The organism is Salinicoccus roseus (assembly GCF_003814515.1).
GTDB lineage: Bacteria > Bacillota > Bacilli > Staphylococcales > Salinicoccaceae > Salinicoccus > Salinicoccus roseus.
This window is the reverse complement of record NZ_RKQJ01000001.1, coordinates 616,125-642,047: the sequence shown is the minus strand read 5'-3', so window position 1 is coordinate 642,047 and position 25,923 is coordinate 616,125. Positions and strand designations below refer to the sequence as shown.

Annotated in this window: 25 protein-coding genes; 24 read left to right on the top strand and 1 reads right to left on the bottom strand. The window is 51.9% G+C overall.

Features of this window, described 5'->3' with window-relative positions; all coding sequences use genetic code 11:
• Positions 1-102 precede the first annotated feature (102 nt).
• From rimP to rny, 21 genes are all read left to right on the top strand, one after another.
• On the top strand, positions 103-570 hold the full coding sequence (gene rimP, locus EDC33_RS03395; RefSeq protein WP_040105627.1) for a ribosome maturation factor RimP: 468 nt from the start codon (positions 103-105) through the stop codon (positions 568-570).
• Positions 571-586: 16 nt separating this feature from the next.
• Positions 587-1,639 carry a transcription termination factor NusA gene (gene nusA, locus EDC33_RS03390; RefSeq protein ID WP_040105626.1) on the top strand — a complete coding sequence of 351 codons (1,053 nt, stop codon included), beginning with the start codon at positions 587-589 and terminating at the stop codon, positions 1,637-1,639.
• A gap of 19 nt (positions 1,640-1,658) precedes the next feature.
• Positions 1,659-1,943 carry an RNase P modulator RnpM gene (gene rnpM, locus EDC33_RS03385; RefSeq protein ID WP_031548621.1) on the top strand — a complete coding sequence of 95 codons (285 nt, stop codon included), beginning with the start codon at positions 1,659-1,661 and terminating at the stop codon, positions 1,941-1,943.
• Positions 1,940-2,248: a L7Ae/L30e/S12e/Gadd45 family ribosomal protein gene (locus EDC33_RS03380; RefSeq protein ID WP_040105625.1), complete on the top strand. Its 309-nt coding sequence runs from the start codon at positions 1,940-1,942 to the stop codon at positions 2,246-2,248. Before rnpM ends, EDC33_RS03380 begins: the two co-directional genes overlap by 4 nt.
• 4 nt (positions 2,249-2,252) lie before the next feature.
• Positions 2,253-4,430, top strand: coding sequence for a translation initiation factor IF-2 (gene infB, locus EDC33_RS03375; RefSeq protein WP_094905786.1), 2,178 nt, complete (start codon positions 2,253-2,255; stop codon positions 4,428-4,430).
• 5 nt (positions 4,431-4,435) lie between these two features.
• The gene (gene rbfA / locus EDC33_RS03370; RefSeq protein WP_040105623.1) at positions 4,436-4,771 is read left to right on the top strand and encodes a 30S ribosome-binding factor RbfA; all 336 of its coding nucleotides are present in this window, start codon (positions 4,436-4,438) and stop codon (positions 4,769-4,771) included.
• Between the two features lie 51 nt (positions 4,772-4,822).
• Positions 4,823-5,731: a tRNA pseudouridine(55) synthase TruB gene (gene truB / locus EDC33_RS03365; RefSeq protein WP_124010171.1), complete on the top strand. Its 909-nt coding sequence runs from the start codon at positions 4,823-4,825 to the stop codon at positions 5,729-5,731.
• 11 nt (positions 5,732-5,742) lie between these two features.
• Positions 5,743-6,684 (top strand): riboflavin biosynthesis protein RibF, encoded by a 942-nt coding sequence (gene ribF / locus EDC33_RS03360; RefSeq protein ID WP_124010170.1) that lies wholly within the window; start codon positions 5,743-5,745, stop codon positions 6,682-6,684.
• Positions 6,685-6,783: 99 nt separating this feature from the next.
• A complete protein-coding gene (gene rpsO, locus EDC33_RS03355; RefSeq protein WP_040105620.1) occupies positions 6,784-7,053 on the top strand; it encodes a 30S ribosomal protein S15 in 270 nt (89 codons plus the stop codon).
• A gap of 108 nt (positions 7,054-7,161) precedes the next feature.
• Positions 7,162-9,270 (top strand): polyribonucleotide nucleotidyltransferase, encoded by a 2,109-nt coding sequence (gene pnp / locus EDC33_RS03350; protein WP_124010640.1) that lies wholly within the window; start codon positions 7,162-7,164, stop codon positions 9,268-9,270.
• A gap of 5 nt (positions 9,271-9,275) precedes the next feature.
• Positions 9,276-9,533, top strand: coding sequence for a hypothetical protein (locus EDC33_RS03345; RefSeq protein WP_040105618.1), 258 nt, complete (start codon positions 9,276-9,278; stop codon positions 9,531-9,533).
• A gap of 18 nt (positions 9,534-9,551) precedes the next feature.
• Complete coding sequence (locus EDC33_RS03340) at positions 9,552-11,222, top strand: ribonuclease J (RefSeq protein ID WP_094905783.1); 1,671 nt, start codon at positions 9,552-9,554, stop codon at positions 11,220-11,222.
• Between the two features lie 58 nt (positions 11,223-11,280).
• Positions 11,281-13,683, top strand: coding sequence for an FtsK/SpoIIIE family DNA translocase (locus EDC33_RS03335; protein WP_124010169.1), 2,403 nt, complete (start codon positions 11,281-11,283; stop codon positions 13,681-13,683).
• 10 nt (positions 13,684-13,693) lie between these two features.
• The gene (yfmF, locus tag EDC33_RS03330) at positions 13,694-14,953 is read left to right on the top strand and encodes an EF-P 5-aminopentanol modification-associated protein YfmF (RefSeq protein ID WP_124010168.1); all 1,260 of its coding nucleotides are present in this window, start codon (positions 13,694-13,696) and stop codon (positions 14,951-14,953) included.
• Complete coding sequence (gene yfmH, locus EDC33_RS03325; protein ID WP_124010167.1) at positions 14,946-16,229, top strand: EF-P 5-aminopentanol modification-associated protein YfmH; 1,284 nt, start codon at positions 14,946-14,948, stop codon at positions 16,227-16,229. The genes yfmF and yfmH overlap by 8 nt, the downstream gene beginning before the upstream one ends.
• Positions 16,222-16,911 (top strand): SDR family NAD(P)-dependent oxidoreductase, encoded by a 690-nt coding sequence (locus EDC33_RS03320; protein ID WP_124010166.1) that lies wholly within the window; start codon positions 16,222-16,224, stop codon positions 16,909-16,911. The genes yfmH and EDC33_RS03320 overlap by 8 nt, the downstream gene beginning before the upstream one ends.
• A 23-nt stretch (positions 16,912-16,934) precedes the next feature.
• Positions 16,935-17,738, top strand: a complete 804-nt coding sequence (locus EDC33_RS03315; protein WP_040105743.1) for a DUF3388 domain-containing protein — start codon at positions 16,935-16,937, stop codon at positions 17,736-17,738.
• Positions 17,739-17,746: 8 nt separating this feature from the next.
• Complete coding sequence (locus EDC33_RS03310) at positions 17,747-18,574, top strand: helix-turn-helix domain-containing protein (RefSeq protein WP_124010165.1); 828 nt, start codon at positions 17,747-17,749, stop codon at positions 18,572-18,574.
• 4 nt (positions 18,575-18,578) lie between these two features.
• Positions 18,579-19,166, top strand: a complete 588-nt coding sequence (gene pgsA / locus EDC33_RS03305; protein WP_124010164.1) for a CDP-diacylglycerol--glycerol-3-phosphate 3-phosphatidyltransferase — start codon at positions 18,579-18,581, stop codon at positions 19,164-19,166.
• 169 nt (positions 19,167-19,335) lie between these two features.
• On the top strand, positions 19,336-20,391 hold the full coding sequence (gene recA, locus EDC33_RS03300) for a recombinase RecA (RefSeq protein ID WP_040105610.1): 1,056 nt from the start codon (positions 19,336-19,338) through the stop codon (positions 20,389-20,391).
• Positions 20,392-20,555: 164 nt separating this feature from the next.
• Positions 20,556-22,109: a ribonuclease Y gene (gene rny, locus EDC33_RS03295; protein WP_207187086.1), complete on the top strand. Its 1,554-nt coding sequence runs from the start codon at positions 20,556-20,558 to the stop codon at positions 22,107-22,109.
• Positions 22,110-22,152: 43 nt separating this feature from the next.
• Here the strand turns inward: rny and EDC33_RS03290 are convergent, their stop codons facing one another.
• Positions 22,153-22,365 (bottom strand): hypothetical protein, encoded by a 213-nt coding sequence (locus EDC33_RS03290; protein ID WP_040105608.1) that lies wholly within the window; start codon positions 22,363-22,365, stop codon positions 22,153-22,155.
• Positions 22,366-22,453: 88 nt separating this feature from the next.
• On the opposite strand from EDC33_RS03290, the gene EDC33_RS03285 reads away from it, so the two are divergent.
• From EDC33_RS03285 to EDC33_RS03275, 3 genes are all read left to right on the top strand, one after another.
• A complete protein-coding gene (locus tag EDC33_RS03285; RefSeq protein WP_094905777.1) occupies positions 22,454-23,212 on the top strand; it encodes a TIGR00282 family metallophosphoesterase in 759 nt (252 codons plus the stop codon).
• Between the two features lie 99 nt (positions 23,213-23,311).
• Complete coding sequence (locus EDC33_RS03280) at positions 23,312-25,051, top strand: 2-oxoacid:acceptor oxidoreductase subunit alpha (protein WP_124010163.1); 1,740 nt, start codon at positions 23,312-23,314, stop codon at positions 25,049-25,051.
• Positions 25,051-25,917 (top strand): 2-oxoacid:ferredoxin oxidoreductase subunit beta, encoded by an 867-nt coding sequence (locus EDC33_RS03275; protein WP_040105605.1) that lies wholly within the window; start codon positions 25,051-25,053, stop codon positions 25,915-25,917. Before EDC33_RS03280 ends, EDC33_RS03275 begins: the two co-directional genes overlap by 1 nt.
• Positions 25,918-25,923: the final 6 nt, after the last annotated feature.

Genomic DNA, 25,923 nt, shown 5'->3' with positions numbered 1-25,923 from the left:
GTTTGCTCTGTGATATAATAATTGTGATATTAAATACCCAGTCACAAGGAGAAGAACGGGCTAGCCCGTTCTTCTCTTAGTTTTGAAGGAGGGGAATGGACAGTGAATCGTACAGAACAGGATGTCATGACACATGCACAGCCGCTGATCGAGGAGTTGGGGTATAAGCTCATCGAAGTGGAATATGTGAAAGAGGGTCCTGACTACTATTTGAGGCTGTATCTTGACAAAAAGGGTGGCATCACACTCGAAGACTGTGCCCAGGCAAGTGAAGTACTGGGTGAAAAGCTCGATGAGTGGGATATCATCAGGGGAGGCTACTTCCTCGATGTCTCTTCTCCCGGCGCCGAACGTCCGATCAAAGATGATGACGACCTGGAAATGACATTGAACCAGGGGATATATGTCAAAACGTATCAGCAGATCGACGGCAACAAGGAATGGACAGGCATCTTAAAAGACTACGATTCTGATACAGTGACAATCGACTACAGGGAAAAAACCCGAACAAAGACGGTTACGATTGGCCGGGACAGGATTGCGACCATACGCAAAGCGGTAATATTATGATTGGAGGCGCTTATTAGTGAACCAGGAACTACTGAATGCAATTGAATACCTTGAAAAGGAAAAGAGCATTCCAAACGAAGTGCTTGTCGAAACGATAGAGGCGGCACTTCTTACAGCCTATAAAAAGAACTACTCACAGCATAAGAACGTCAAGGTGGACCTGAATATGGAAAACGGCTCGTACCGTGTCGTTTCCCGGAAGGATGTGGTCGAGGAGGTCGAGGATCCCACTGCGGAAATCGACCTTGAAACCGCCCGTACGGTCAATCCGGCATATGAAATCGGAGATCCCTACGACGAGGATGTCACACCGAAGGACTTCAACCGGGTCGGTGCCCAGGCTGCCAAACAGGCAGTGATGCAGCGCCTCCGCGATGCAGAGAGGGGCATCCTGTACAATGAGTTCATCGACAAGGAAGACGAGGTCATGACGGGCCTGATCGACCGTGTCGACCATCGCTTCGTCCATATCCAGCTGGGCCGCACGGACGCCGTATTGAGCGAATCCGAAAGGATGCCGAACGAAGTGTACCGTCCGAATGACAGGATCAAGGTCTACGTCAACAAAGTCGAGCAGACGACGAAGGGGCCGCAGATCTTCGTATCGCGCACGCATCCGAACCTGCTGAAGCGCCTTTTCGAAAAGGAAGTGCCGGAAATCTTCGATGGGACCGTGGAGATCATGAGTGTTGCGAGGGAAGCCGGTGAGCGTTCCAAGATCAGCGTCCATGCACAGAATCCCGATGTCGATGCGGTTGGTTCCTGCGTTGGTGCAAGGGGCGCCCGTGTGGAGGCGATCGTCAATGAGCTCTCGGGCGAGAAGATCGACATCGTCCTCTGGAACGAGGATCCGAGGGTGTTCGTCAAGAATGCCCTCAGCCCTTCCCAGGTGGTGGAAGTCATCGTGGATGAGGACAACCAGTCCACCATGGTGATCGTGCCGGACAACCAGCTCTCGCTTGCCATCGGCAAAAGAGGGCAGAATGCCCGTCTTGCTGCGAAGCTGACAGGGTGGAAGATCGATATCAAAAGCGAATCAGACGCCCGTGAAGAAGGCGTCATCGAATAATACTTGTGGGTGATGTAGCATGAAGAAGAAAGTACCGCTCAGAAAATGTATCCTTACCAATGAAATGCATCCTAAGAAAGATCTGCTCCGTATTGTCGTGACGAAAGAGCGAGAGGTCTTCGTCGATCCGACAGGCAAGAAGAACGGACGCGGCAGCTACGTGGTCAAAGACCTCGAAAAGGTCGAAGCCGCACGCAAAGGCAGGAAGCTTGAAGGCAGGCTTGGTTTCGACAGTGATACGCTCTCCCCGGTATACGATGAAATCATCCGTCTGATCTACCGCGAGGATATACCGAAAAGATGACCGACAGGATATTGAATCTTTTGGGGCTGGCCAAGCGCGCAGGCATGTTGACGACCGGGGAAGAGAAGACGATAGAATCCATCCAGCGCAACAGGGCCAAGGCCGTATTCCTGGCCAGTGATGCAGGCAGCAGTACAGCAAAGAAAGTCAGAGATAAATGCAACTACTATGAAATACCGTTGATTGATGATTACACCAACGAGGCGCTGAGCTCCGCTACAGGCGCTCCGAACCGGGTTGTATTGTCAGTTACAGATCCAGGTTTCAGCCGGAAGATGCTGCAGCTTAAAGAGAAAGGAAAGTGATTCAATGAGTAAAATCAGAATCTACGAATATGCAAAAGAATGTGGAGTACCAAGCAAAAAGGTGATTGAGTTCCTGCAGGCGAGGAATATCGAAGTGAAGAGCCACATGAAATCACTCGAAGACAGCGAGGTCAACCTCCTCAACAAGGAATTCAAGAAATCCGGCACTTCAGACAGCAGCTCCAGCAACAGCGGACAGTCGAAAAGCCAGAATACCCAAAAAGGCAGCCAAGGTGGTCAGAACACCCAAAAAGGCGGCCAAGGCAACCAGCAGAAGGGCGGCCAGCAGAGGGGCGGCCAGGGGCCACAGAGGAACAACAGGAACCATAAGCCTGGTGCAGGCAACAGGAACAAGAACAGCCGCAACCAGAAACCTGGAAACAAGCAGAAGAACCAGAACCAGAAGCCTGAGCCGGTCAAAAAAGAGGTCGAACTTCCTAAGAACTTCACCTATCAGGAAGGCATCACAGTCGGTGAACTGGCCGAGAAGATTGGCGTGGATTCCTCGAAGATCATCAAAGACCTCTTTATGGTGGGCATCGTAGCCAATATCAACCAGGCGCTGGACAATGATTCAGTGGAACTGATCGCCAGCGACCATGGCTTCACTGCCGAACTCGAAGTCGTGGTGGACGATACGGACCTTGAAAACTATTTCGAGCTCGGTGACGACATGAATGAAGAGCGTCCAAGCGTCGTTACCATCATGGGCCACGTCGACCACGGTAAGACAACACTGCTCGATTCCATCCGCCATACGAAAGTGACGGCAGGGGAAGCGGGCGGCATCACGCAGCACATCGGTGCCTACCAGATCGAGTCGGGCGGCAAGAAGATCACGTTCCTCGACACACCGGGACACGCTGCATTCACAACGATGCGTGCACGCGGTGCGCAGGTGACGGACATCACAGTGCTCGTCGTCGCTGCCGATGATGGTGTAATGCCTCAGACGATTGAAGCGATCAACCACGCGAAAGCGGCGGAAGTGCCGATCATCGTCGCCGTCAACAAGATGGACAAGCCGACGGCGAATCCTGAGCGCGTCATGACGGAACTCGGTGAACATGGCCTCTACCCGGAAGACTGGGGTGGAGACACGATCTTCGTTTCCCTTTCTGCACTGAGTGGAGAAGGCATTGAAGACCTCCTTGAAATGATCACACTCGTCGGTGAAGTTGCAGAACTGAAGACGAAGAGTGACAGGCCGGCAGTCGGCACAGTCATCGAGGCGGAGCTCGACAAGTCAAGGGGCCCTGCCGCATCACTGCTTGTCCAGCACGGCACGCTGAAGGTCGGCGACTCGATCGTCGTCGGAAATACATTCGGCAAGGTCAGGGCAATGGTCGATGATCTTGGACGCCGCATTCAGGAGGCTGGTCCATCCACGCCTGTCGAAATCACAGGGCTGAACGCCGTGCCGCATGCAGGCGACCGTTTCGTCGTCTTCAAGGATGACAAGACAGCACGCAGCATCGGTGAAGCGAGAAGCGAAGAGCAGGTCATGAAGGATCGTGAGCAGACATCTGCAGTCACACTGGACAACCTCTTCGAACAGATGAAGGAAGGCGAAACGAAGGACCTCAACCTCATCATCAAAGGGGACGTGCAAGGTTCTGTGGAAGCATTGAGCGCCTCCCTGATGAAGATTGATGTCGAAGGCGTCAATGTACGCATCATCCACACGGGCGTCGGTGCGATCAACGAATCCGACGTTACACTCGCCTCCGCGTCCGAAGCGATCATCATCGGCTTCAACGTCCGTCCGGACGTCAATGCCAAGAAGGCCGCGGAACGTGAGAAAGTCGATATGAGGCTCCACCGCATCATCTACAACGTCATCGAAGAGATTGAATCTGCGATGAAGGGCATGCTCGATCCCGAGTATGAAGAGAAGGTCATCGGCAACGTGGAAGTCCGCCAGACATTCAAAGTCTCCAAGGTGGGCACGATCGCCGGCGCCTATGTCACTGACGGTAAAATCACCAGGGATTCAGGTGTAAGAGTCATCAGAGAGGGTATAGTAATCTACGAAGGTGAACTGGATACCCTCAAGCGTTTCAAAGACGACGCCAAGGAAGTGACGGCCGGCTACGAATGCGGCCTGACGATCAAGAACTTCAATGACCTTAAAGAGGGAGACCAGATCGAACCTTATATCATGGTTGAAATTGAAAGGTGATGACTATGAGCAACAGACATGAAAGAGTTGCCGAAGAGATAAAGAAAGTGGTGAGTGAGGCACTCCGCACAAAAGTATCAGATCCCGATATCGGGATGGTTACAGTGACGGATGTCGAACTGACCAAGGAGATGGAGATTGCGACGATCTACTACACTTCCCTGAACGACAACAGGGAGGAAGTGGAAGCGGGGCTCGACCGGGCGAAAGGTCTGGTCCGCTCCGAAGTGGCAAAGGAAATCAGGATAAGAAAAGCGCCGGAACTGCAGTTCAAGTATGATACTTCCATTGAGTACGGCCATAAGATCGAAAATCTTCTGAATGAAATCAAAGACAAATAAACCTGAGGGGACTCCCCCCAGGTTTTTATTTTTATATGGAGGCGTACAGATATGCATGGGGTAATACCTGTCAATAAACCAAAAGGACTGACCAGCCATGATGTGGTCATGTGCATGCGCAGGATACTGCATATGAAGAAGGTGGGACATACCGGCACGCTGGATCCGGAAGTTACAGGCGTCCTGCCGATCTGCATCGGGGAGGGGACCAAGCTCACCGAATATCTGCAGACGAAGAAGAAGCGTTATCACGCCGAGGTGACACTCGGATTCTCGACGGATACGGAAGACCAGACAGGTGAAGTCACCGGGAGAAGCGAGGGTGTCACGGGCATCTCCGATGAAGCGATCGATCAGGCGATCGGCTCCTTCCCGGGGAGCTACCATCAGATGGTGCCGAAGTATGCGTCCGTCAGGGTGGATGGACGGAAGCTGTATGAATATGCGCGGAAGGGCATTGAAGTCGAACGCCCCGTCAGGGAGGTCTTCATCCATGAGATAGAACGGACAGGCAGGGTGGAAAGGGAAGCGGGACTCGTACGGTTCAGTCTGGATGTGTCATGTTCGAAGGGGACGTACATACGTACGCTTGCTGTGGATATCGGAAGGCACCTTGGGGTCGAGGCCCACATGTCCGCCCTTGTCAGGACGGAATCATGCGGCCTTACACTGGATAGGGCAGTGACGCTCGAAGCACTCCAGGAAGGGGAGCCGCGGGACTTCATCGTGCCGATATCGGAACTCATCGAAGACCTTCCATCGGTCGAAATCACCGACGAATCCTTCTTTTTCAAAATTCGTAATGGGCAGAAGATGGATAAATCTGATATCATTGAAAAAGTAGGGAAAGATGATGCAGATATGGTCGCCTTTACAAGCGAAGGCGTACCCGTCGGCATATACTATGATCATCCTGAACACACGGATATAATGAAACCATACAAAATGTTCAATATATAAGAGGCGATGAGATGAAAATTTACAGACTCCACTATCCACATGATCAGCAAGAACTCAATCTGGAACCTTCTGCAGTCGCGGTGGGCTTCTTCGACGGTCTCCACAGGGGCCATGAGGATGTCATCGGCAGAATGGAGGATATCGCGGAAGCGGAAGGCCTGAAGAAGGCGGTGATGACCTTCGATCCGCATCCGTCGGTCGTCCTGAGTCCGAAGAAACAGCGTACGACATATTTGACGCCGCTTGACATCAAGCTTGAGATGCTTGATGAGAAGGGGATCGACTACTGCTTCGTCATCAACTTCTCAAGTGCCCTGGCCGGGCTTGAGCCCGACTTCTTCGTCGATCAGTACATCGTGCGGATGAATGTCAGGGAAGTGGTGGCCGGCTTCGACTTTACATACGGCAGGTATGGCAGGGGCACCATCGATACACTGAAGGCCCATGATGAATTCAACACGACCGGTGTTGAAAAGATTACAGAGGGCGGAGAGAAGATATCGACGACACGCATCCGTGAGGCTCTGGCCAACAACGAGCTGGAGCATGCCAACCTGATCCTCGGGCGCCCCTATGAAGTGAAGGGCGTCGTCGTCCAGGGTGAGAAGCGCGGGCGTACAATCGGATTCCCGACCGCCAATATCGAACCCGAATACCGGTACCATCTTCCGGCGAAGGGCGTCTATGCAGTGACCCTGCGGCTCGATAATGAAGACAGGATCTACAGCGGGGTATGCAATGTCGGGGTCAAACCGACCTTCCACGACAATATGGAACGCGTGTCGATTGAAGTGCACCTGTTCGACTTCGACCGCAGCATCTATGGGGAGAATGTGACCGTCTACTGGCACCATTTCATACGCAGGGAGCAGAAGTTCTCCGGCATCGATGAGCTGACGGGACAGATTGCGAAAGATAAGCAAAAAGCCGTTGAACTACTTGAAAACATATGAGCCATCCAGTATAATGAATCAAGTGCCCTACTCTTGGCAGAGCGAATCTCCGACATCTGCTCGGATAGTGGTGAACAATAAACAAGGAGGCGTTTATACATGGCAATTACACAAGAACGCAAAAATGAACTGATTCAGGAATACCGTACGCATGAATCCGATACAGGATCACCAGAGGTGCAGATCGCTGTACTGACTGCTGAAATCACAGCACTCAACGATCACCTGCGCATCCACAAGAAAGACCACCACTCCAGAAGAGGTCTTCTCAAAATGGTCGGACGCAGAAAACACCTGCTGACTTACCTGCGTAACAAAGATATTCAGAGATACCGTGAACTGATCAAAAGACTCGGTCTCCGTCGATAAGAAATGGCAAGGCATATCCTCCGGATATGCCTTTTTTTATGTATATTTTTTTACAAAAGTGATATGATTGAATCAAGTAGCCTTACTAAGGAGAGTAGACAAATTATGATAGAATCAGCAAAAAAAGTGTACGAAACAGAATGGGGTAGGCATAAGCTTACTGTCGAATATGGAGAAATGGCGAAACAGGCGAACGGTGCCGTACTCGTCCGCTACGGGGAGACTGTAGTACTGAGTACAGCCACAGCATCAAAAGAGCCGAGGGATCTGCCATTCTTCCCATTGACAGTAGCCTATGAAGAGAAGCTCTATGCAGCTGGGAAGATCCCCGGCGGCTTCAACAAGCGGGAAGGCAGGCCGAGTGAGGAAGCGACCCTCACAAGCCGTCTGATCGACCGTCCGATCCGCCCGCTGTTCCCCGATGGCTACAGGAATGATGTACAGGTCATGTCCATCGTGCTGTCGGTCGACCCGAATGCATCTCCGCAGATGGCGGCGATGCTCGGTTCATCCCTGGCACTCGGCGTGAGTGATATTCCTTTCGACGGGCCGATTGCAGGTGTGACCGTCGGACTCATCGATGGGGAATTCATCATTAATCCGTCTACAGATGAACTTGAACACTCCGAGATCGAGCTCCAGGTGGCAGGCACGAAGGATGCCGTCAACATGGTTGAAGCCGGTGCGAAGGAAGTGTCTGAGGAGACGATGCTCAAAGCAATCATGTTCGGGCATGAGAGCATCAGGAAGATGGTGGAGTTCCAGCAGGAGATCCTTGATGAACTGCACGTTGAGAAACGTGTATTCGAGCAGCCGGAGACGGATGCAGACCTGAAACGGGAGATGGAGGAGAAGGCACAGTCATTGGGCCTCTACGATGCAATCCAGGATCCGGACAAGAAATCACGTGAAGATGCGATCAGTGAAGCGAAGAAGCGCATCCTTGAGACGCTGGACGAAACGGATGAGAACTATGAAGAAATCCATGCCGAGGCTTCCGCGATCGTGGAAAAGCTGCTTAAAGAGGAAGTCCGCCGCCTCATCACGGAGGAGAAGGTGCGTCCCGATGGGCGTGAACCTGCCGAAATCAGACCATTGAACTCCCAGGCAGGCATCCTGCCGAGGGCGCATGGCTCAGGCCTGTTCACAAGGGGGCAGACGCAGGCACTCTCCATCTGTACACTGGGTGCACTGGGTGAACATCAGATCATCGATGGACTCGGTGTAGATGAGAACAAAAGGTTCATGCACCACTACAATTTCCCGAACTTCTCGGTGGGTGAAACCGGACCGATCAGAGGTCCGGGGCGCCGTGAAATCGGTCATGGTGCACTTGGTGAGCGGGCACTGTACCAGGTCATCCCGAACGAAAATGAATTCCCGTATACGATCCGTCTCGTTTCGGAAGTGCTGGAATCCAATGGATCTAGCTCCCAGGCATCCATCTGCGGCTCCACGCTGGCACTGATGGACGCCGGTGTGCCAATCAAGGCGCCGGTCGCCGGAATCGCGATGGGCCTCGTCATGAAGGGGGACCAGTACACGATCCTCTCGGATATCCAGGGTATGGAGGATGCACTCGGAGACATGGACTTCAAGGTTGCCGGTACAGAAAACGGCATCACTGCCATACAGATGGACATCAAAATCGAGGGGCTGAGCGAAGATATCCTGAGGGAAGCCCTCGCACAGGCAAGGGGCGGCCGTCAGGAAATCCTCGACAACATGCTTGCGACGATCAGCGAACCCCGTGCAGAACTCAGCAAGTATGCGCCGAAGGTTGAAATCATGCACATCAAACCGGATAAGATCCGTGACGTCATCGGACCCGGCGGCAAGAAGATCAATGAGATCATTGATGAAACGGGCGTCAAGCTCGATATCGAACAGGACGGCACAGTATTCATCGGCCATAGCGACGCTTCCATGATAGAGCGGGCCAAGGAGATCATCAAGGACTTGACACGTGTCGCAGAAGTCGGGGAAATCTACATGGCGGAAGTAAGACGCATCGAAAAGTTCGGTGCATTCGTCCAGCTGTTCCCTGGCAAGGATGCCCTCGTCCACATTTCACAGCTGGATACGTCCAGGGTAGGAAAAGTGGAGGATGTCGTGAAGATCGGAGACAAGTTCCTGGTCAAGGTGACGAACATCGACAACCAGGGCAGAGTAAATGCCTCACGCAAAGTATTGCTGGAGGATGAAAAAGGAGAGTAATAAAATTGATTTTTAACAAAGTTGAACTTAATGGTACGACGTATGACATTGACGGTCAGCTGAGGATCAAGGAAGATAACGTAGCAAAAATCATTTTTGAAGACATCATGTTCGGCAACAACCTTAAGGATCTGCACACTAAGCAGTCAAACATCGACCACCTTGTCCTCAAGAACACCGACGAGACAAGATACGATACAAAAAATGTGAAAGTATCCCATATCACGATTGATGGGAAGTTCTACCATGCCACTTTCAAGTAGGCTCTAGGAGGAAATATTTTGAACGAAGCAAAAAAAGAAGCGAAAGTAAAGATCATACCGCTGGGCGGCGTAGGCGAGATTGCAAAGAACATGTATGTCGTCGAAGTCGATGATGAGATGTTCATCCTTGATGCGGGATTGATGTTCCCCGAGGATGAGATGCTCGGTGTCGACATCGTCATTCCGGATATAACCTATGTCCAGGAGAACAAGCAGAAGCTGAAAGGCATCTTCCTCTCCCATGGCCATGAAGACTCCATCGGTGCGATTCCCTATATCATCGAATCACTGAATGTACCGATCTACGGTTCGAAACTGACACTTGCCCTTGTCAAGGACCGCCTCAAGGCGAAGGGCGTCAACAAGAAGGTGAAGTTCTATACGATCAACAGCCAGTCGCGCATGAAGTTCAAAAATGCGGAAATGGTGTTCTTCGAAACGAGCCACAGCATCCCCGACTCGTATGGCGTGAGCCTTGAAACGAAATACGGCTCCATCGTCTACACGGGAGAGTTCAAGTTCGACCAGAGCCTGACGGGCGAATATGGCTACAACATGGCCAAGATGTATGATGTTGCCAAGAAGGATGTCCTGGCGCTCATCAGTGATTCCACTGAAGCGGAGAGAAGGGGCTATAATACGCCTGAAAACATCATTGAAGAGCATATCCTGGACGGATTTGCCAGAACACGCGGCAGGATCATCGTATCGTGCTATGCATCGAACTTCGTCCGTATCCAACAGGTGCTGACGAATGCTGCAAAAACGCGCAGGAAAGTATCATTCCTCGGGCGCACGCTGGAGAGTTCTTTCAAGGTCGCCCGCAATATGGGGTATTTCGATATTCCTGAAGGCCTGCTCGTGCCGAGCCACGAAATCGGCGACTACCCGGATAACGAAGTGGTGATCATCGCCACAGGATCCCAGGGGGAACCGATCGAAGCACTCGGCAGAATGTCACGTGGACAGCATGAAGTGACCAACATCAAGGAGGGCGACAACGTCTATATCCTGACGACACCATCCTCAAGCATGGAAGTCATCCTCTACAGTACGATGAATGAACTCGTCAAAGCGGGTGCCCATGTCGCTACACCGGAGCAGAACATCCACGCATCCGGCCACGGCATGAGTGAAGAGCTCAAGACGATGCTCAACGTCATGAAGCCGAAGCACTTCATTCCTGTACAGGGCGAGTTCAAGATGCAGATCGCGCATGCGAAGCTTGCTGCTGAAACGGGTGTGGCGCCTGAAAACATCTTCCTCCTCGAGAAGGGGGACATCGTCTCCTATGATGGGAACAAGATGATCAGCGCGGATAAGGTGACTGCCGGCAACGTTCTGATAGACGGCAGCGGTGTCGGGGATGTAGGAAACATCGTCCTCAGGGACCGCAGGCTGCTCAGTGAAGACGGTATCTTCATCGCAGTGGTGACGATCGATCCGAAAAAACGCAGGATCATGGCAGGGCCTGAAATCCAATCGAGGGGCTTCGTCTATGTGAAGGAAAGCGAAGACCTTCTGAAAGAGGCGGAGCAGCGCGTGTACAACATCGTGCTTGAGTCCATGGATGAGAAGAAACTTGAGTGGAGCACACTCAAGCAGAGCATCCGTGACGACCTCGGCAAATATCTGTACGATAATACGAAGCGGCGCCCGATGATTATCCCGATCATATCCGAAATATAAAACAGCAATGAGACTGCCAGTTCTGGCAGTCTCATTGTAAATAGGAGGGAAGCATACGATGGCCAAGAAGCAGAGGAAGACAAAGAAGAAAAAGAAGGATAACCGGTCCTATTATTCCATATCCGCCTTCGTCCTCATCGTCATCCTGTTCATCACCATTTTCCAGCTCGGAGTCATCGGGACATATATTGATGCATTTTTTGCCTACCTCTTCGGTACGAGCAGATACTTTACATATCTCATGCTGTTCCTGATGAGCATCTACCTGGCAGGTGAACAGAAAATACCGTTCACACGCAGGATGGGCGGCTATATACTGCTGCAGTTCGGCATGCTGTTCCTCTTCCACACGCTGCTTTATCTATTGAACCGCGCACGCATAGAGGACTTCTATACATTCAGTGAAACGGTCGAGGCGATAGAGGCAAGTGGAATCATGGTATTCTTCGGGGGCGGCATCATCGGCCAGGCACTGTTTTCCTTCTCCTCCACCGGCATTTCCATGGTGGGGACGCTGCTGCTCGGACTGATCTTCCTTTATTTCAGCTATCTGCTGATTACATCGAAGGACATCGAGCAGTCGATCTCACATGACCTCATCAAAGCTTCTGAGCTGATGAAGCAGCTCGGCAATGCGCTGATCAAGGGGTTGAAGGAAGCCGGCAGCCAGCTGGCGAAGCTGTTCTCGATGATATCGGCGAAAGTGTCCGACCGCGGCAGACCGGCGGCTTCGGCAAAGCCTGCCAAGAAGGCACCGGCTGAAGCTGAGAGCCGTAAAGAAGAACAGCCAAAACCGAAACAGCTTGCAGACTTCGAAGCGGACGAATCCATCATCGAGACGATGCATGAATATGACCGTGCCGAAAATGAGAAGGATGCAGCACCCATTGCGAAAGAAGAAAGTGACATGGACAGCACAGCGAAGATTGAAACAGGAAGCGGCGAAGCGGCAGAGATAGAATATGAAACGGATGAATTCGGCAATGAAACGGATGTGCCGGTCGGCACTTCAGATGAAGAGGCGGACCTGGATACATTCGATGATGAGGAAATCAACCAGCTGAAGCAGTATGAACTGCCGCCGATCACGATGCTGAAGGATGCAGAAGTGACGGAGTCGGTCAGCAATAAGGAAGTGCTGAAGCAGGGCAAGATATTGGAAGAGACACTCAAAAATTTCGGCGTCAATGCGAAAGTGTCCAAGATCCGCATCGGCCCTGCCGTCACCCAGTTTGAAATCCAGCCGGACATCGGCGTGAAAGTGAGCAAAATCATCAATCTCCAAAATGACATTGCGCTCAGTCTGGCTGCGAAGGACATCCGTATAGAGGCGCCGATACCGGGCAAATCAGCGGTTGGCATCGAAGTGCCTAATTCGGTGATCAGCATGGTCACCCTGCGTGAAGTGCTCAAGCGCAAAACTTCGGACAATCCGCTTGAAGTGGCGCTTGGAAAGGACATCTCAGGCAGCCCGATCACTGCAGAGCTCAACAAGATGCCCCACCTGCTTGTAGCAGGTTCCACAGGCAGCGGGAAGTCGGTCTGCATCAACGGCATCATCATCAGCCTGCTGATGAAGGCCAAGCCGCATGAAGTCAAGCTGATGATGATCGATCCGAAGATGGTGGAGCTGAATGTCTACAACGGCATTCCGCACCTCCTGAGTCCGGTCGTCACCAATCCACAGAAGGCAAGTGATGCACTGAACCGCATCGTCAGCGAGATGGAGCGCAGATATGATCTGTTCTCCCATTCGAATACACGTAATATAGAGGCCTACAACCAGTACCTGGAGCGTGAAAGCGAAGAGCCGGAGAAGGTGCAGAAACTGCCATACATCGTCGTGATCATCGATGAGCTCGCCGACCTGATGATGGTCGCCTCGAAGGATGTCGAAGCATCGATTACACGTATTGCACAGATGGCACGTGCTGCAGGCATACACCTGATCATCGCCACACAAAGGCCATCCGTCGATGTCATCACCGGCATCATCAAGGCGAACATTCCATCCAGGATCGCGTTCAGCGTCAGCTCCCAGACAGACTCCAGAACCATCCTCGATGGGCAGGGGGCGGAAAAGCTGCTGGGCCGCGGGGACATGCTGTTCCTGCCATCGGGCAAATCCAAGCCGATCCGTGTCCAGGGGGCGTTCCTCTCGGATAATGAAGTCAGCGATGTCGTGCACCACATTACAAGCCAGATGAAGGCGAACTATGAAAAGTCGATCATGAACAAACCGGTCCAGAAGGAGCAGAAGGAATCAGAAGATGAACTCTATCCGGATGCAAAATGGTTCGTCATAGAGGAGCAGCGTGCCAGCGCTTCCTTGCTGCAGCGCCAGTTCCGGATCGGTTACAACCGTGCTGCACGGCTGGTCGATGACCTCGAGGCGAATGGTGTCATCGGGCCGAGCAGCGGAAGCAAGCCGAGAAGCGTGCTTGTAGAGAATGAAGAATAAGGAGTCCTATATGTATAAAGTGAAAAGCAGTGAAGTCAATCATATTCCGACAGCAATCATAGAGACAGATAAATTCAAGACGGTGACGGTACAGCTCCAATTCAGAAGCAGGATGGAACGGGAACGTGTGACGAAGCGGAACATCCTGTCCAAGATGATGATCAAAAGGACGGCCGCCTTCCAGAAGGAGGCGGACCTCCTCAAGCATCTGGCCCACTACTATGGTGCCCATCTGACATCGAATGTCGGCCGCAAGGGGCAGGACCATATCGTGAGCTTCAGCATGGAATTCGTGAACGACCGCTTCATCAGGGAGGAGCTCGATGTCATCGGTGAAATGTGCCGGCTGCTACACGATGTCCTCGAAACGCCCGCGCATTATGATGATTCCTACCAGGACTTCTTCAACAAGGAGAAGCGCCTCTACAGGAACCGCCTCAAAAGCATGAAGGACAACAGGGCGCAGGCGAGCTTCCAGGCGATGCTCGATGTCATGTTCCGGGACGAGGACTATAAATATCTCCCGCACGGGGTGTTGGAAGATGTCGAAGGCACCACCCTCGACGAGATAAAGGAGGAGCATGCACGGATGATGAAGGATGACGATGTGGCCATCCTCGTCGTCGGTGCTGTGGATGAATCCATCACGGAGGACCTTAAAAAGATCACGGCGCGCAGCGCCAAGGTGGAAACTCCGCACAAAGCCTATCCTTTCAGGGCATCCGAAGATGTCACAAGAAGCAGCGATACACAGCAGATAGAACAGGCCAAGCTGAACATGGGCTTCAGGGCCGATGTGAGTGATCTGCAGGAACAGATGGCCTTCAATGTCATGAACCAGATGTACGGCGGCTCCGCCTCATCCCTCCTGTTCATGAACATCAGGGAGAAGCTGAGCCTGGCATATCAGATCCATTCCCAGGTCGATGTGCGGAACGGCTATATGTTCGTCATGGGCGGTGTAGATCCCGGCAATGTGGAAACTGCAGAGCAGGCCATACTCGCAGAGCTGGAAGTACTGCGAAAAGGGGAATTCGACACGACATTCGTCGAAGAAGTGAAGCGCATGATGAAAGTGAACAGGCAGGAAGTCATGGATAAGCCGAAAGGCCTCCTGACGCTGGAGTACAACCGTATGCTCCAGGAGGCGCATCCACTCTCCTGGGAGGAGCGCCTCGAAGCGGTGGACAGGGAGATGATCATGGAGATCAGCCGCAAAACAGCATTGGACACCGTATATGTCCTTACAAGGAGTGGTGAAGATGAATAGAATTGATTATCCTGAGATAGACGAGAGCGTATACCGGCACCAATGTGATAATGGCCTTGATGTCTTCATCATCCAAAAGCCCGGCTACAGCAAGAAGTTCGTCACCTATACGACGAAGTATGGTTCGATGGACGACCATTTCAGGGTGGATGGGGAAGCTTTCAACGTGCCTGACGGCATCGCGCACTTTCTGGAGCATAAGATGTTCGAGAAGGAGGAGGGGGATGTATTCAACCTGTTTTCAAAGCATGGCGCCAGTGCGAATGCGTTCACTTCATATGACCGTACATCGTATCTGTTCAGTACGACGGAATCCTTCGAGAAGAACCTGGCCCTGCTGATGAATATGGTGGAACAGCCCTATTTCACGGAGGAGACCGTTGCCAGGGAAGTCGGCATCATCAATGAGGAAATAAAGATGTACCAGGACAATCCTGGGTACAAGCTCTATTTCGAGACGCTCAACCAGATGTACCACAACCTGCCTGTAAAGACCGACATCGCAGGCACGGAAGAGTCGATAAGCCAGATTACAAGCGACCACCTGTTCTTGTGCCACCGCACATTCTACCATCCTTCCAATATGGTGCTGATCCTTGTCGGAGACTTCGATGTCGATCCGCTGATCGAATATATTGATGGGCATCAGGGGGAGCGCAATGTCGACGGGCGTCCGGAGATAGAACGGATCCTCCCCGAGGAGCCGAAGGACATCGTGAAGCAGCGCAGTGTGCTCGAGATGGATGTTGAGGAGACACGGGTGATGCTCGGCTTCAAGCACCACCAGGACAGCACGGATGCATCAGAACGGCTCAGGCGCGACCTGTCCATGATGTTTGCGCTCGACATGGTTTTCGGCGAGCAGTCCGAATACTATTATGAGCTCATGGAAAAAGGACTGATCGATGATTCCTTCAGCTTCAGCCATATTGAAGAGGCTGCATTTTCACATGTGCTCTTTGCCGCCAACACGGAGGAGACGGAAGCCTTCGCCGGAGAAATCAGACGTATAGGTGATGCGGTCAAGGACAGCGGCTTCTTTACAGAGGAGAAGCTGACGGTCCAGAAAAGGGAGATCATAGGGGACTACCTCTCCAGCCTGAATTCCCCCGAGTACATCGCCAACCAATATACAAAATATTATCTGGATGGCTATGACCTCTACCGTCTTCCTGAGATCATCGACGAAATCACAATTAATGAGGTGGAGAAGCACTTTATCGATGTGATGGACAGCAGATACATGGTAGAGTGTATATTGAAACCACATGAATAGGTATGTCATCGCAGGAAGCACTGGAGATATCGGCAGTGCCATCCATGGCGGTTTGAAGGACAGTGCCGAGATCATTTCATTTTCCAGGTCACGGGCGCCGGTCCATGGGGGCGACCATCATTTCCTCGACCTCTCGAGACCCCTCGATGAAGGTGGGGTGGCAGACATCTTCAGCGGAATCGACAGTGTCGATGCGCTGATATGGTGTCCCGGGAAGACGCTCTTCGGACTGCTGCAGGAAACACCCATGGAGCAGGTCGACGCACAGTATAATATTTCCATACGTTCACTGATCACTTTCATCAACACCCTTCTGCCGAAGCTCAAGCGGAGCACGACGGGCCGCATCATCGTCATCACTTCCGTATGGGGACGCAATGGAGCAAGTTATGAAAGTGTCTATGCCTCCATGAAAGGGGCACAGGAATCACTCATCAAATCCCTTGCGAAGGAATTCGCAAGTACAGGTGTCACAGTCAATGGCATCGCACCGGGTGTCGTGGAAGGGGAGATGACAGAAGAACTTCCACGAGAAGAGCAGGCCTACCTGCTCGAAGACCTGCCCCAGTCAAGGTTCATCCGGCCGGAGGAGGTTCTCCATGCGGTCAAATACCTGCTCGCCGCCGAAGCGCAGTCCGTTACAGGTGAAATAATGAATGTCAATGGGGGATGGTATACATGAGTACGACAGAGAATAAAAAGCCGATGTATCCGGAACGGAACATCGAACAGTATATGGAATATGAAATATTGAACAACCGCCCCGGGCTGCTGGGGGATATCTCCTCACTGCTCGGCAACCTCGGCATCAGTATCGATACGATTAACGGGGTAGAGAATAGAAGGCGGGGGCTGCTTCTCAGGACCGATGAACTGAACAAGCTGAAGCGCTTCGAATATATGAGCAAGTATATCGATGACATCAATATACTGAAGGTCCGGAAACCCCAGGTGCGGGACCGTCTCGCGGTCAGGCACGGGCGGTTCATCAAAAGGGATGAGGAAGACAAGAAGCTCTTCCGCTTCACACGTGAGGAAATCGGTATCCTGGTCGATTTCCTGGCGGAAATCTTCCAGGAAGAAGGGCATCTGCTCATAGGAATCAGGGGTATGCCCCGTGTAGGGAAGACGGAGTCGATCGTCGCCGGCAGCGTCACGGCCAAGAAGAAATGGCTCTTCCTTTCCTCCACACTGATCAAGCAGACGGAGCGTACCAGTCTGCTCAAGGGCGAATATGACCAGAACAACGTCTTCATCATCGATGGGGCGGTGACGAGCAAGTCGACGGATGAGTCGCACAGGCAGCTGATCCGTGAAATCATGAGCTTCCCTGCAATCAAGGTCATCGAACACCCTGACCTTTTCATTGAAGGCATGGACTACAGCCTGTCGGATTTTGATTACATCATTGAACTGCGGGAAGACGAGAACCAGGAGATCACCTATGAAAAACATAGGAAGCAGCACTGGTTCGAAGATGAAGATATGAACTTCTTTGGTGGAATGTAGGAGGTCCCATGAAACTCGGTGCTTATTTGAAAAACAAAAGAGAACAATCAGGAATTACGCTTAAGGAAATGCAGGAGAAGTCGGGCCTCAGAAAAGACATCATCAGGACAATCGAAGCCGGTGATCTGAAAGCCCTCCCCGAGCCCCGCCATGCGCCGTTCCTCCTGCGGCAGTATACGGAGGCGGTCGGCCTGGACTATGATGGACTGTCGGAGCGGTTCTCAGATGAGATACCCGAAGAGAGTCCGAATGAAAGGAAAAGGCAGCAGTCGGAAGATGGTGACTACCAGTACTTCAAAAAGGTGCTCGTCGGTTTCCTGATCATGGTGGGCGTGCTTTTTGCAGGATGGATGATACTGCTCCAGATCGGTTCCGAAACAGATATGTTCGAGGAGAAGCCGATATATGAAGTGGACGAGGATGCAGTCGCTTCAAGTGAGGGCAGTGAAGAAGAGGAAGCGCCTGCTGAAACGGTGGAGGAACCGACGGAGGAGCCCACAGAGGAACCAACGGAAGAACCGGTGACGGACTATGCATTCAGCGGTGCGGATGGCAGTACGTTCTACTATGACCTCCGTGTGGAGCCGCCGCTTACGATATCATTGTCCGGTGACACACCTTCCTGGGTGTCGCTGACCGATGATGCAGACAACACCTATGCCTATGAAAGCCTGACTGAAGGCGAGTATGAAATTTCACCGGATGCAGAGGTCCTCTATCTGACACTGGGGAATGCAACCGACTTTGAAGTGTCGATCGATGGCGAACCACTGGAGAATCCGAGGCAGGGCGATTCGGTCACAGTCTATTACGAATTCAATTTGATAAAGGAGTAGGGACATGAATATACCAAATCAGCTGACTGTTTTCAGAGTGATCCTGATTCCGGTCTTCCTTGTATTCATACTCGTCGATTTCGGCTGGGGGACGGTTTCCTTCCTCGGCAGTGAACCGATGACCGTGAGCCAGTTGATCGGTGCAGCCATCTTTGTGGTGGCGGCATTGACCGACTTCCTCGATGGATACCTGGCAAGGAAATGGAATCTGATCACGAATATGGGGAAATTCCTCGATCCGCTCGCCGACAAGCTCCTTGTGACTTCCGGACTGATCGTCCTCGTCGAGCTTCAGGTGATATCATCATGGATTGCAGTGGTCATCATCGCCCGCGAGTTCGCCGTGACCGGTCTGCGTCTGCTGCAGATAGAACAGGGATATGTAAGTGCTGCAGGCCAGCTTGGCAAGATCAAGACGGTCTTCCAGATGATTGCACTCGTGCTTCTCCTGTTCGGCGATATGTTTACACAGTATCTGTCTTTTTCACCAGGAATCATCACGATGTACATTGCCGTATTCTTTACAATCCTGTCCGGCATAGAGTACTTCTATAAGGGCCGTGCCGTCTTCAAGGCGGATGGCAGCAAATGATTTCTGCAGCCGATCCAGTTGATTAGGCCGTAATTGGATGCATGCGCACACAGTATTCGTAAAGCTGCGAACAGCAGTCTGAAAACAGCGTTTAAAAGCGAACGTATATTCGCTTTTTGGTATCGATTATGCTATAATATATTACGAAGCGAATTAATGGAGGGTAATTATGGACGAAAGACAAAAAGCGATAGATACAGTGATAAAGAACATGGAGAAGTCATTCGGAAAAGGCGCAGTCATGAAGCTTGGCGACGATGCCGGACGGAAGGTATCGACAGTTTCCTCGGGGTCCATCACCCTGGATAAGGCGCTTGGTGTAGGCGGATACCCGAAAGGCCGCATAATAGAAATCTATGGCCCGGAATCTTCAGGTAAGACGACCGTGGCACTGCATGCGATTGCGGAAGCACAGAGGAACGGCGGCATTGCAGCCTTCATCGATGCAGAGCATGCCCTGGATCCCGACTATGCGAAGAACCTTGGCGTGGATATAGAGAACCTGTACCTTTCCCAGCCGGATACGGGTGAACAGGCACTGGAAATCACCGAGGCATTCGTGAGAAGCGGCGCAGTGGATATTGTAGTGGTCGACTCGGTGGCGGCCCTGACGCCGAAGGCGGAAATCGAAGGGGAGATGGGCGACGCGCACGTCGGCCTCCAGGCCAGACTCATGTCTCAGGCACTGAGGAAGCTATCCGGTGCGATTTCAAAAAGCAATACGACAGCCATGTTCATCAACCAGATTCGTGAGAAGGTCGGCGTCATGTTCGGCAACCCGGAAACGACTTCCGGCGGGCGTGCACTCAAGTTCTACAGCTCCGTGCGTCTTGAAGTCAGACGTGCCGAACAGCTGAAGCTCGGCCAGGAGATCGTCGGCAACCGTACGAAAATCAAGGTCGTCAAGAACAAGGTGGCACCACCATTCCGTGTCGCGGAAGTGGATATCATGTACGGTAAGGGCATCTCCAAGACCGGAGAGATGGTCGACCTTGGTGTAGAGTACGACATCGTCGAGAAGAGCGGTGCCTGGTACTCTTATGAAGGCGAACGTCTGGGACAGGGCAAGGAGAATGTAAAAGAGCATCTTGCCAACAACCCGGCACTGCTTGAAGAAATTGAGGGCAAACTGCGTACTGCACTCGGCTTCGGCGGAGAGCAGAAGGAAGAAGATGTCAAAGATGAATCAGCGTCGGATCAGCTGTTCGACGAGGATGAAATCTAACAGAATAGCATGAATACCTTTCAAGCACCAGAATGCCTTTATTGGATTCTGGTGCTTGCATATTTATGTGATTATCTTTAGAATTGGGTGTATATAATATTGAATTCGAATGATATTATATAAAACAATAGCTAGAGCCTGTTAGGGAGGTGTTTATTGTGGACATGATAGACATTTTCTTAATCTTGCTTGGCATTATTCTAGGTGTTGTTATCGGATATTTTATCGTCAGAAACACTTTGACTAAACGGCAGCAAGAGGCGCGTACTTCTGCAGAGCACATCATCAATGAAGCGAAGAAGCAGGGGGAGAGCCTCAAGAAGGAAAAGCTGCTCGAGGCAAAAGAGGAAAATCAAAATCTCAAGGATACATTCCAACGTGAATCCAATGAGAAAAGAGATGAACTCAAGGCACAGGAATCCAGATTGCTGAACAGGGAACAAGTTCTTGATAGAAAGAGCGAAGTCCTTGATAAGAAAGATGAAGCGCTGGATCAGAAGGAAGCCAAAATTGAAGAAAAACAGCAAATGGTTGATGCCGAGGATCAGAAGATTAAAGAAATTATCAGTCGGCAAGAAGAAGAACTCAATCGCATCTCCGGACTTACGCGCGAAGAGGCGCGGGAGGAAATTTTCGCTGAAGTAGAGCGGGAACTGTCACACGATATGGCTGTAATGGTCAAAGAGAAAGAGAATCAGATGAAGTTGGAAGTGGACAAGAAAGCGAAAGAACTGCTTGCTGTTACTGCACAACGCTATGCAGCGGAATATACAAGTGAATCCACAGTATCAGTCGTCACATTGCCGAACGATGAGATGAAAGGGCGCATCATCGGCAGGGAAGGGCGGAACATCCGCACCCTTGAAACCCTGACCGGAATAGACCTGATCATCGATGATACACCTGAAGCGGTCATCCTTTCCGGTTTCGACCCGATCCGGCGATCCATCGCCAAAAATGCGCTTGAAGCGCTCGTACAGGATGGAAGGATCCATCCGGGACGCATAGAAGAGATGGTCGACAAGGCGAAGCGCAACATGGAAACGAATATCCGTGATGCAGGGGAAGCAGCCGCGTTTGAACTTGATATCCACAACTTGCATCCTGAACTCATCAAACATCTTGGTAAAATGAAATATCGACTCAGCTATGGACAGAATGTGCTGAAACACTCCGTCGAAGTGGGCTACCTTGCAGGCATGCTTGCAAGTGAGCTCGGTGAGGATGTCCAGCTGGCAAGGCGTGCAGGCCTCCTGCACGACATCGGAAAAGCAATCGACCATGAAGTCGACGGCAGCCATGTCGAAATCGGGGTTGAACTCGCAAAGCGCTATAAGGAACATGAAACGGTGGTCAACGCCATCCATTCCCATCACGGTGATGTTGAACCGACAAGTATCATTTCGATACTCGTTGCAGCAGCCGACGCGCTGAGTGCAGCACGGCCGGGCGCACGCAGGGAGACGCTTGAAAACTATGTGAAACGTCTCGAGCGCCTTGAATCGATCGCCGAAGGATATGATGGCGTCGAGAAGACATTCGCCATCCAGGCAGGCCGGGAAATACGCGTGATGGTCAAGCCGGATGAACTGGATGACCTGAAGGCGCACCGTCTGGCACGGGACATCAAGAAGCAGATCGAAGAGGAACTTCAGTACCCTGGACATATCAAAGTGACAGTCGTCCGAGAAATGCGGGCAGTGGAATATGCCAAATAGAAAAACCAGCAGGTGACCCTGCTGGTTTTTCTCATTTTATATGCTAGAGGTTGAGGTCGATGTCACGTATGTTCTTGAAGGCTTCGCTCGTCTCCTGGGCGCTGTTGGAGAACCGCTCGTATTTCTCGGCGAGCTTGTACGCGCTCAGGTAGAGTTCGAGGCTGTCCTTCGCCTTGCCTTCTGCGGATTCGCTCGTTGAAGGATTGGCCAGAAGCGTCAGCTTCGCAAATTCTTTGGGATCAATGGATAATGTCACATTATTCACTCCTAGATATTTTATAAATTATAGATTCCCCAAAACATGTATAATAAACATCAAATTGAAAATCAAAGGATGAGAATGAATGCGCATTTTATTTATCGGAGATATCGTTGGAAAGATCGGCAGGCGGATGCTGAAGGAGCATCTGCTTGAATTGAAGCGCCAGCACGGGGCACAGGTGGCGATCGTCAATGGAGAGAATGCCGCCCATGGCAAGGGCATCACCGAGAAGATCTACAAGGAGCTGCTGACTGCGGGGGCGGATTTCATCACGCTCGGCAATCATGCATTCGCAAAGCGTGATGTGTATGAATTCCTTGATGAGGACATACGCATGATCCGCCCTGCAAACTTCCCGGAAGGTGCTCCGGGCCGTGGCCATGGTGTCGTGAATGTCAATGGGGTGAAACTGCTGATCATGAATCTGCAGGGCCGCAGCTTCATGGATGCCATCGATTGTCCGTTCAGAAAGGCGGACGGCATTCTTGAAGAAGTGGAAGCCGATGAGATATTCGTCGATTTCCACAGTGAGACGACAAGCGAGAGCCTGGCGATGGGACATTACCTCGACGGACGGGTCGACGCCGTCGTCGGCACCCATACACATGTCCAGACGAATGATGAGCAGGTCCTGCCGGAAGGGACGAAGTATATAACCGACGTGGGCATGACCGGCTTCAGGGATGGCATACTCGGCATCCGCAAGGAGGAGGTCATCGAACGGTTCCTCCATCAGCTGCCCGTAAGGCACAATGTACCGGAGGAGGGGCCGGGCATACTTTCCGGAGTGATCATCGACACGAAGACCAATAAGATAGATACGATCCGCATCAGGGAATAGCGGTCATCCAATAGGCTGATTTTCGCTGAATACGTAGTATGAACATCGAAAATTGCCCCGAATTTTGGTATATTAGATAAGGATAAGGAGGCAATGTGTATGAATGAACAATTGTCATGGAAAGTCGGCGGCCAACAGGGTGAAGGCATTGAATCGACTGGAGAGATCTTTTCGACGACGCTGAACCGCATGGGTTATCACCTATACAGCTATCGGCATTTCTCGAGCCGCATCAAGGGTGGCCATACCAATAATAATGTAAGGATTTCAACTAAAGAAGTCAGGGCGGTCAGCGACAACATCAATATTCTCGTCGCATTCGACCAGCAGACGATAGATCTCAACAGTCATGAGCTTGTTGAGGGCGGCATCATTCTTGCCGACAGCAAATTCAATCCCGAGAAGGATGAGGATCTGGATGTACAGCTGATATCCATCCCATTCACCGCTACGGCGAAGGAACTCGGCAGCCAGCTCATGAAGAATATGGTGGCGATCGGTGCAAGTGCCAGACTGATGAATCTGGAACTTCAGCCATTCAAGGATATGATCTATACCATGTTCATCAGAAAGGGGCAGGAGATCGTCGATTCCAACCACGAGGCGCTGATCCAGGGCTATCAGCTGATGGATGATGAAATGGACACGCTCAGGGGAGATTTCGAAATGCTTCCTTCCGACAGCGACCCGCGCCTCTTCCTGATCGGCAATGACGCCATCAGCTTCGGTGCACTGAACGCAGGCGTACGGTTCATGGCGGCATACCCGATCACACCGGCGAGTGAAATCATGGAATACATGATCTCGCATCTGCCGAAGGTTGGCGGTACGGTCATCCAGACGGAGGACGAGATCGCTGCGGTGACGATGGCGATCGGTTCGAACTACGCCGGTGCCAGAAGCTTCACTTCTTCAGCCGGACCGGGCCTGTCACTCATGATGGAATCGATCGGGCTCTCAGGAATGACGGAAACACCGCTCGTCATCGTCGATACGATGCGGGGTGGCCCATCGACCGGACTGCCGACCAAGCAGGAGCAGTCCGACCTGATGCAGATGATCTACGGTACACACGGTGACATCCCGAAAATCGTCCTTGCCCCGTCGGATGTGGAGGATGCATTCTATACGACGATAGAGGCGTTCAACCTCGCGGAATACTACCAGGTGCCGGTCATTCTGCTGTCTGACCTGCAGATGTCCCTCGGCAAGCAGTCCTCTGCACCATTCGACATGTCCCGCGTGGAGATCGACCGCGGCAAGACGATCACCGAAGACATCGAGGGGCAGGAGGATGACTACTTCGAGCGCTACAGCGACGAAGAGGACGGCATATCACCACGACCGATCCCGGGCACCAAGGGCGGCATCCACCATGTCACAGGCGTGGAGCACAGCACGGTCGGCACCCCGAATGAAGGGCCCGAGAACCGTCAGCTGCAGATGGATAAGCGCATGAGGAAGCTGAAGGACTTTACGATGGACGAACCGTTTAAAGCCAGGGGCGGTGTGGAGAGCGAACTGCTCATCCTGAGTTTCCTGAGCGTCAATGGTGTCGCCAATGAGGCGGCTGAACGCATCGATGCGGACATTACGACCATCAACCTCAAGCAGATCCACCCATTCCCGATAGATGCACTGAGACCATATCTGGACGGTGCAAAGGAAATACTCGTGATCGAGCAGAACTACAGCGCACAGCTGCAGAGTGTACTCAAGATGAACTATCATGGACACGACAGAATCCGTTCCCATGTCAAATACGATGGCACGCCTTTCAAACCCAATGAAATTGAAACGCATATCAATTCAATTCTTAAAATAAAGGAAGTTATGTAATGGCGACATTCAAGGATTTCAGAAATAATATCAAACCGAACTGGTGTCCCGGCTGTGGAGACTTCAGTGTCCAGGCAGCCATACAGAAAGCATGTGCGGCAAATGGACTTGAGCCGGATGAGCTCGCAGTCATCACCGGCATCGGCTGCAGCGGCCGTCTGAGCGGCTACATCAAATCATACGGCTTCCACGCCACGCACGGACGCAGTCTGCCCGTAGCACAGGGGGTCAAGATGGCGAATGATGACCTGACCGTCATCGCCTCCGGTGGCGACGGCGACGGCTTCGCAATCGGCATGGGGCATACCGTACATGCACTGAAGCGGAACATCGACATCACCTACATCGTCATGGACAACCAGGTGTACGGCCTGACGAAAGGGCAGACCTCCCCGTCATCCGATAAGGGCTTCGTCACGAAGACGACGCCTGACGGTTCCAAGGAGACGCCGATCCAGCCGATCAAGACGGCCATGGCGAGCGGAGCGACATTCATCGCCCAGAGCGTCAGCTCGGACATCAAGCAGCTGACCGCCATCATCCAGCAGGCGATGGACCATAAGGGCTTCAGCTTCATCAATGTATTCAGTCCGTGTGTCACGTACAATAAGGTGAATACGTACGACTGGTTCAAGGAGAACCTCATACCAGTCGAGGACATTGCCGACTATGACCATACCGATGCACAATCGGCGATGCAGAACATCATGGCGCATGAAGGGATGCTGAAAGGCATCATCTACCATGACGAGGAAGCGAAATCCTATCAGGAGAACATCGACGGCTACCTCGACCAGCCACTGGTCAAGAAGGAAATGACGATCGAAAACGACACATTCGATGAACTGATGGCCGAATTCAGATAGGATGCA

What these genes read in the sequence shown, in the direction of transcription:
- EDC33_RS03275 (WP_040105605.1), top strand. Translation starts at nt 25,051, where the DNA reads ATGGCGACATTCAAGGATTTCAGAAATAATATCAAACCGAACTGGTGT.
- yfmH (WP_124010167.1), top strand. Translation starts at nt 14,946, where the DNA reads ATGAATAGAATTGATTATCCTGAGATAGACGAGAGCGTATACCGGCAC.
- recA (WP_040105610.1), top strand. Translation starts at nt 19,336, where the DNA reads ATGGACGAAAGACAAAAAGCGATAGATACAGTGATAAAGAACATGGAG.
- rnpM (WP_031548621.1), top strand. Translation starts at nt 1,659, where the DNA reads ATGAAGAAGAAAGTACCGCTCAGAAAATGTATCCTTACCAATGAAATG.
- EDC33_RS03285 (WP_094905777.1), top strand. Translation starts at nt 22,454, where the DNA reads ATGCGCATTTTATTTATCGGAGATATCGTTGGAAAGATCGGCAGGCGG.
- rny (WP_207187086.1), top strand. Translation starts at nt 20,556, where the DNA reads ATGATAGACATTTTCTTAATCTTGCTTGGCATTATTCTAGGTGTTGTT.
- EDC33_RS03380 (WP_040105625.1), top strand. Translation starts at nt 1,940, where the DNA reads ATGACCGACAGGATATTGAATCTTTTGGGGCTGGCCAAGCGCGCAGGC.
- ribF (WP_124010170.1), top strand. Translation starts at nt 5,743, where the DNA reads ATGAAAATTTACAGACTCCACTATCCACATGATCAGCAAGAACTCAAT.
- EDC33_RS03335 (WP_124010169.1), top strand. Translation starts at nt 11,281, where the DNA reads ATGGCCAAGAAGCAGAGGAAGACAAAGAAGAAAAAGAAGGATAACCGG.
- EDC33_RS03320 (WP_124010166.1), top strand. Translation starts at nt 16,222, where the DNA reads ATGAATAGGTATGTCATCGCAGGAAGCACTGGAGATATCGGCAGTGCC.
- infB (WP_094905786.1), top strand. Translation starts at nt 2,253, where the DNA reads ATGAGTAAAATCAGAATCTACGAATATGCAAAAGAATGTGGAGTACCA.
- pgsA (WP_124010164.1), top strand. Translation starts at nt 18,579, where the DNA reads ATGAATATACCAAATCAGCTGACTGTTTTCAGAGTGATCCTGATTCCG.
- truB (WP_124010171.1), top strand. Translation starts at nt 4,823, where the DNA reads ATGCATGGGGTAATACCTGTCAATAAACCAAAAGGACTGACCAGCCAT.
- EDC33_RS03310 (WP_124010165.1), top strand. Translation starts at nt 17,747, where the DNA reads ATGAAACTCGGTGCTTATTTGAAAAACAAAAGAGAACAATCAGGAATT.
- EDC33_RS03315 (WP_040105743.1), top strand. Translation starts at nt 16,935, where the DNA reads ATGTATCCGGAACGGAACATCGAACAGTATATGGAATATGAAATATTG.
- yfmF (WP_124010168.1), top strand. Translation starts at nt 13,694, where the DNA reads ATGTATAAAGTGAAAAGCAGTGAAGTCAATCATATTCCGACAGCAATC.
- rpsO (WP_040105620.1), top strand. Translation starts at nt 6,784, where the DNA reads ATGGCAATTACACAAGAACGCAAAAATGAACTGATTCAGGAATACCGT.
- EDC33_RS03280 (WP_124010163.1), top strand. Translation starts at nt 23,312, where the DNA reads ATGAATGAACAATTGTCATGGAAAGTCGGCGGCCAACAGGGTGAAGGC.
- rbfA (WP_040105623.1), top strand. Translation starts at nt 4,436, where the DNA reads ATGAGCAACAGACATGAAAGAGTTGCCGAAGAGATAAAGAAAGTGGTG.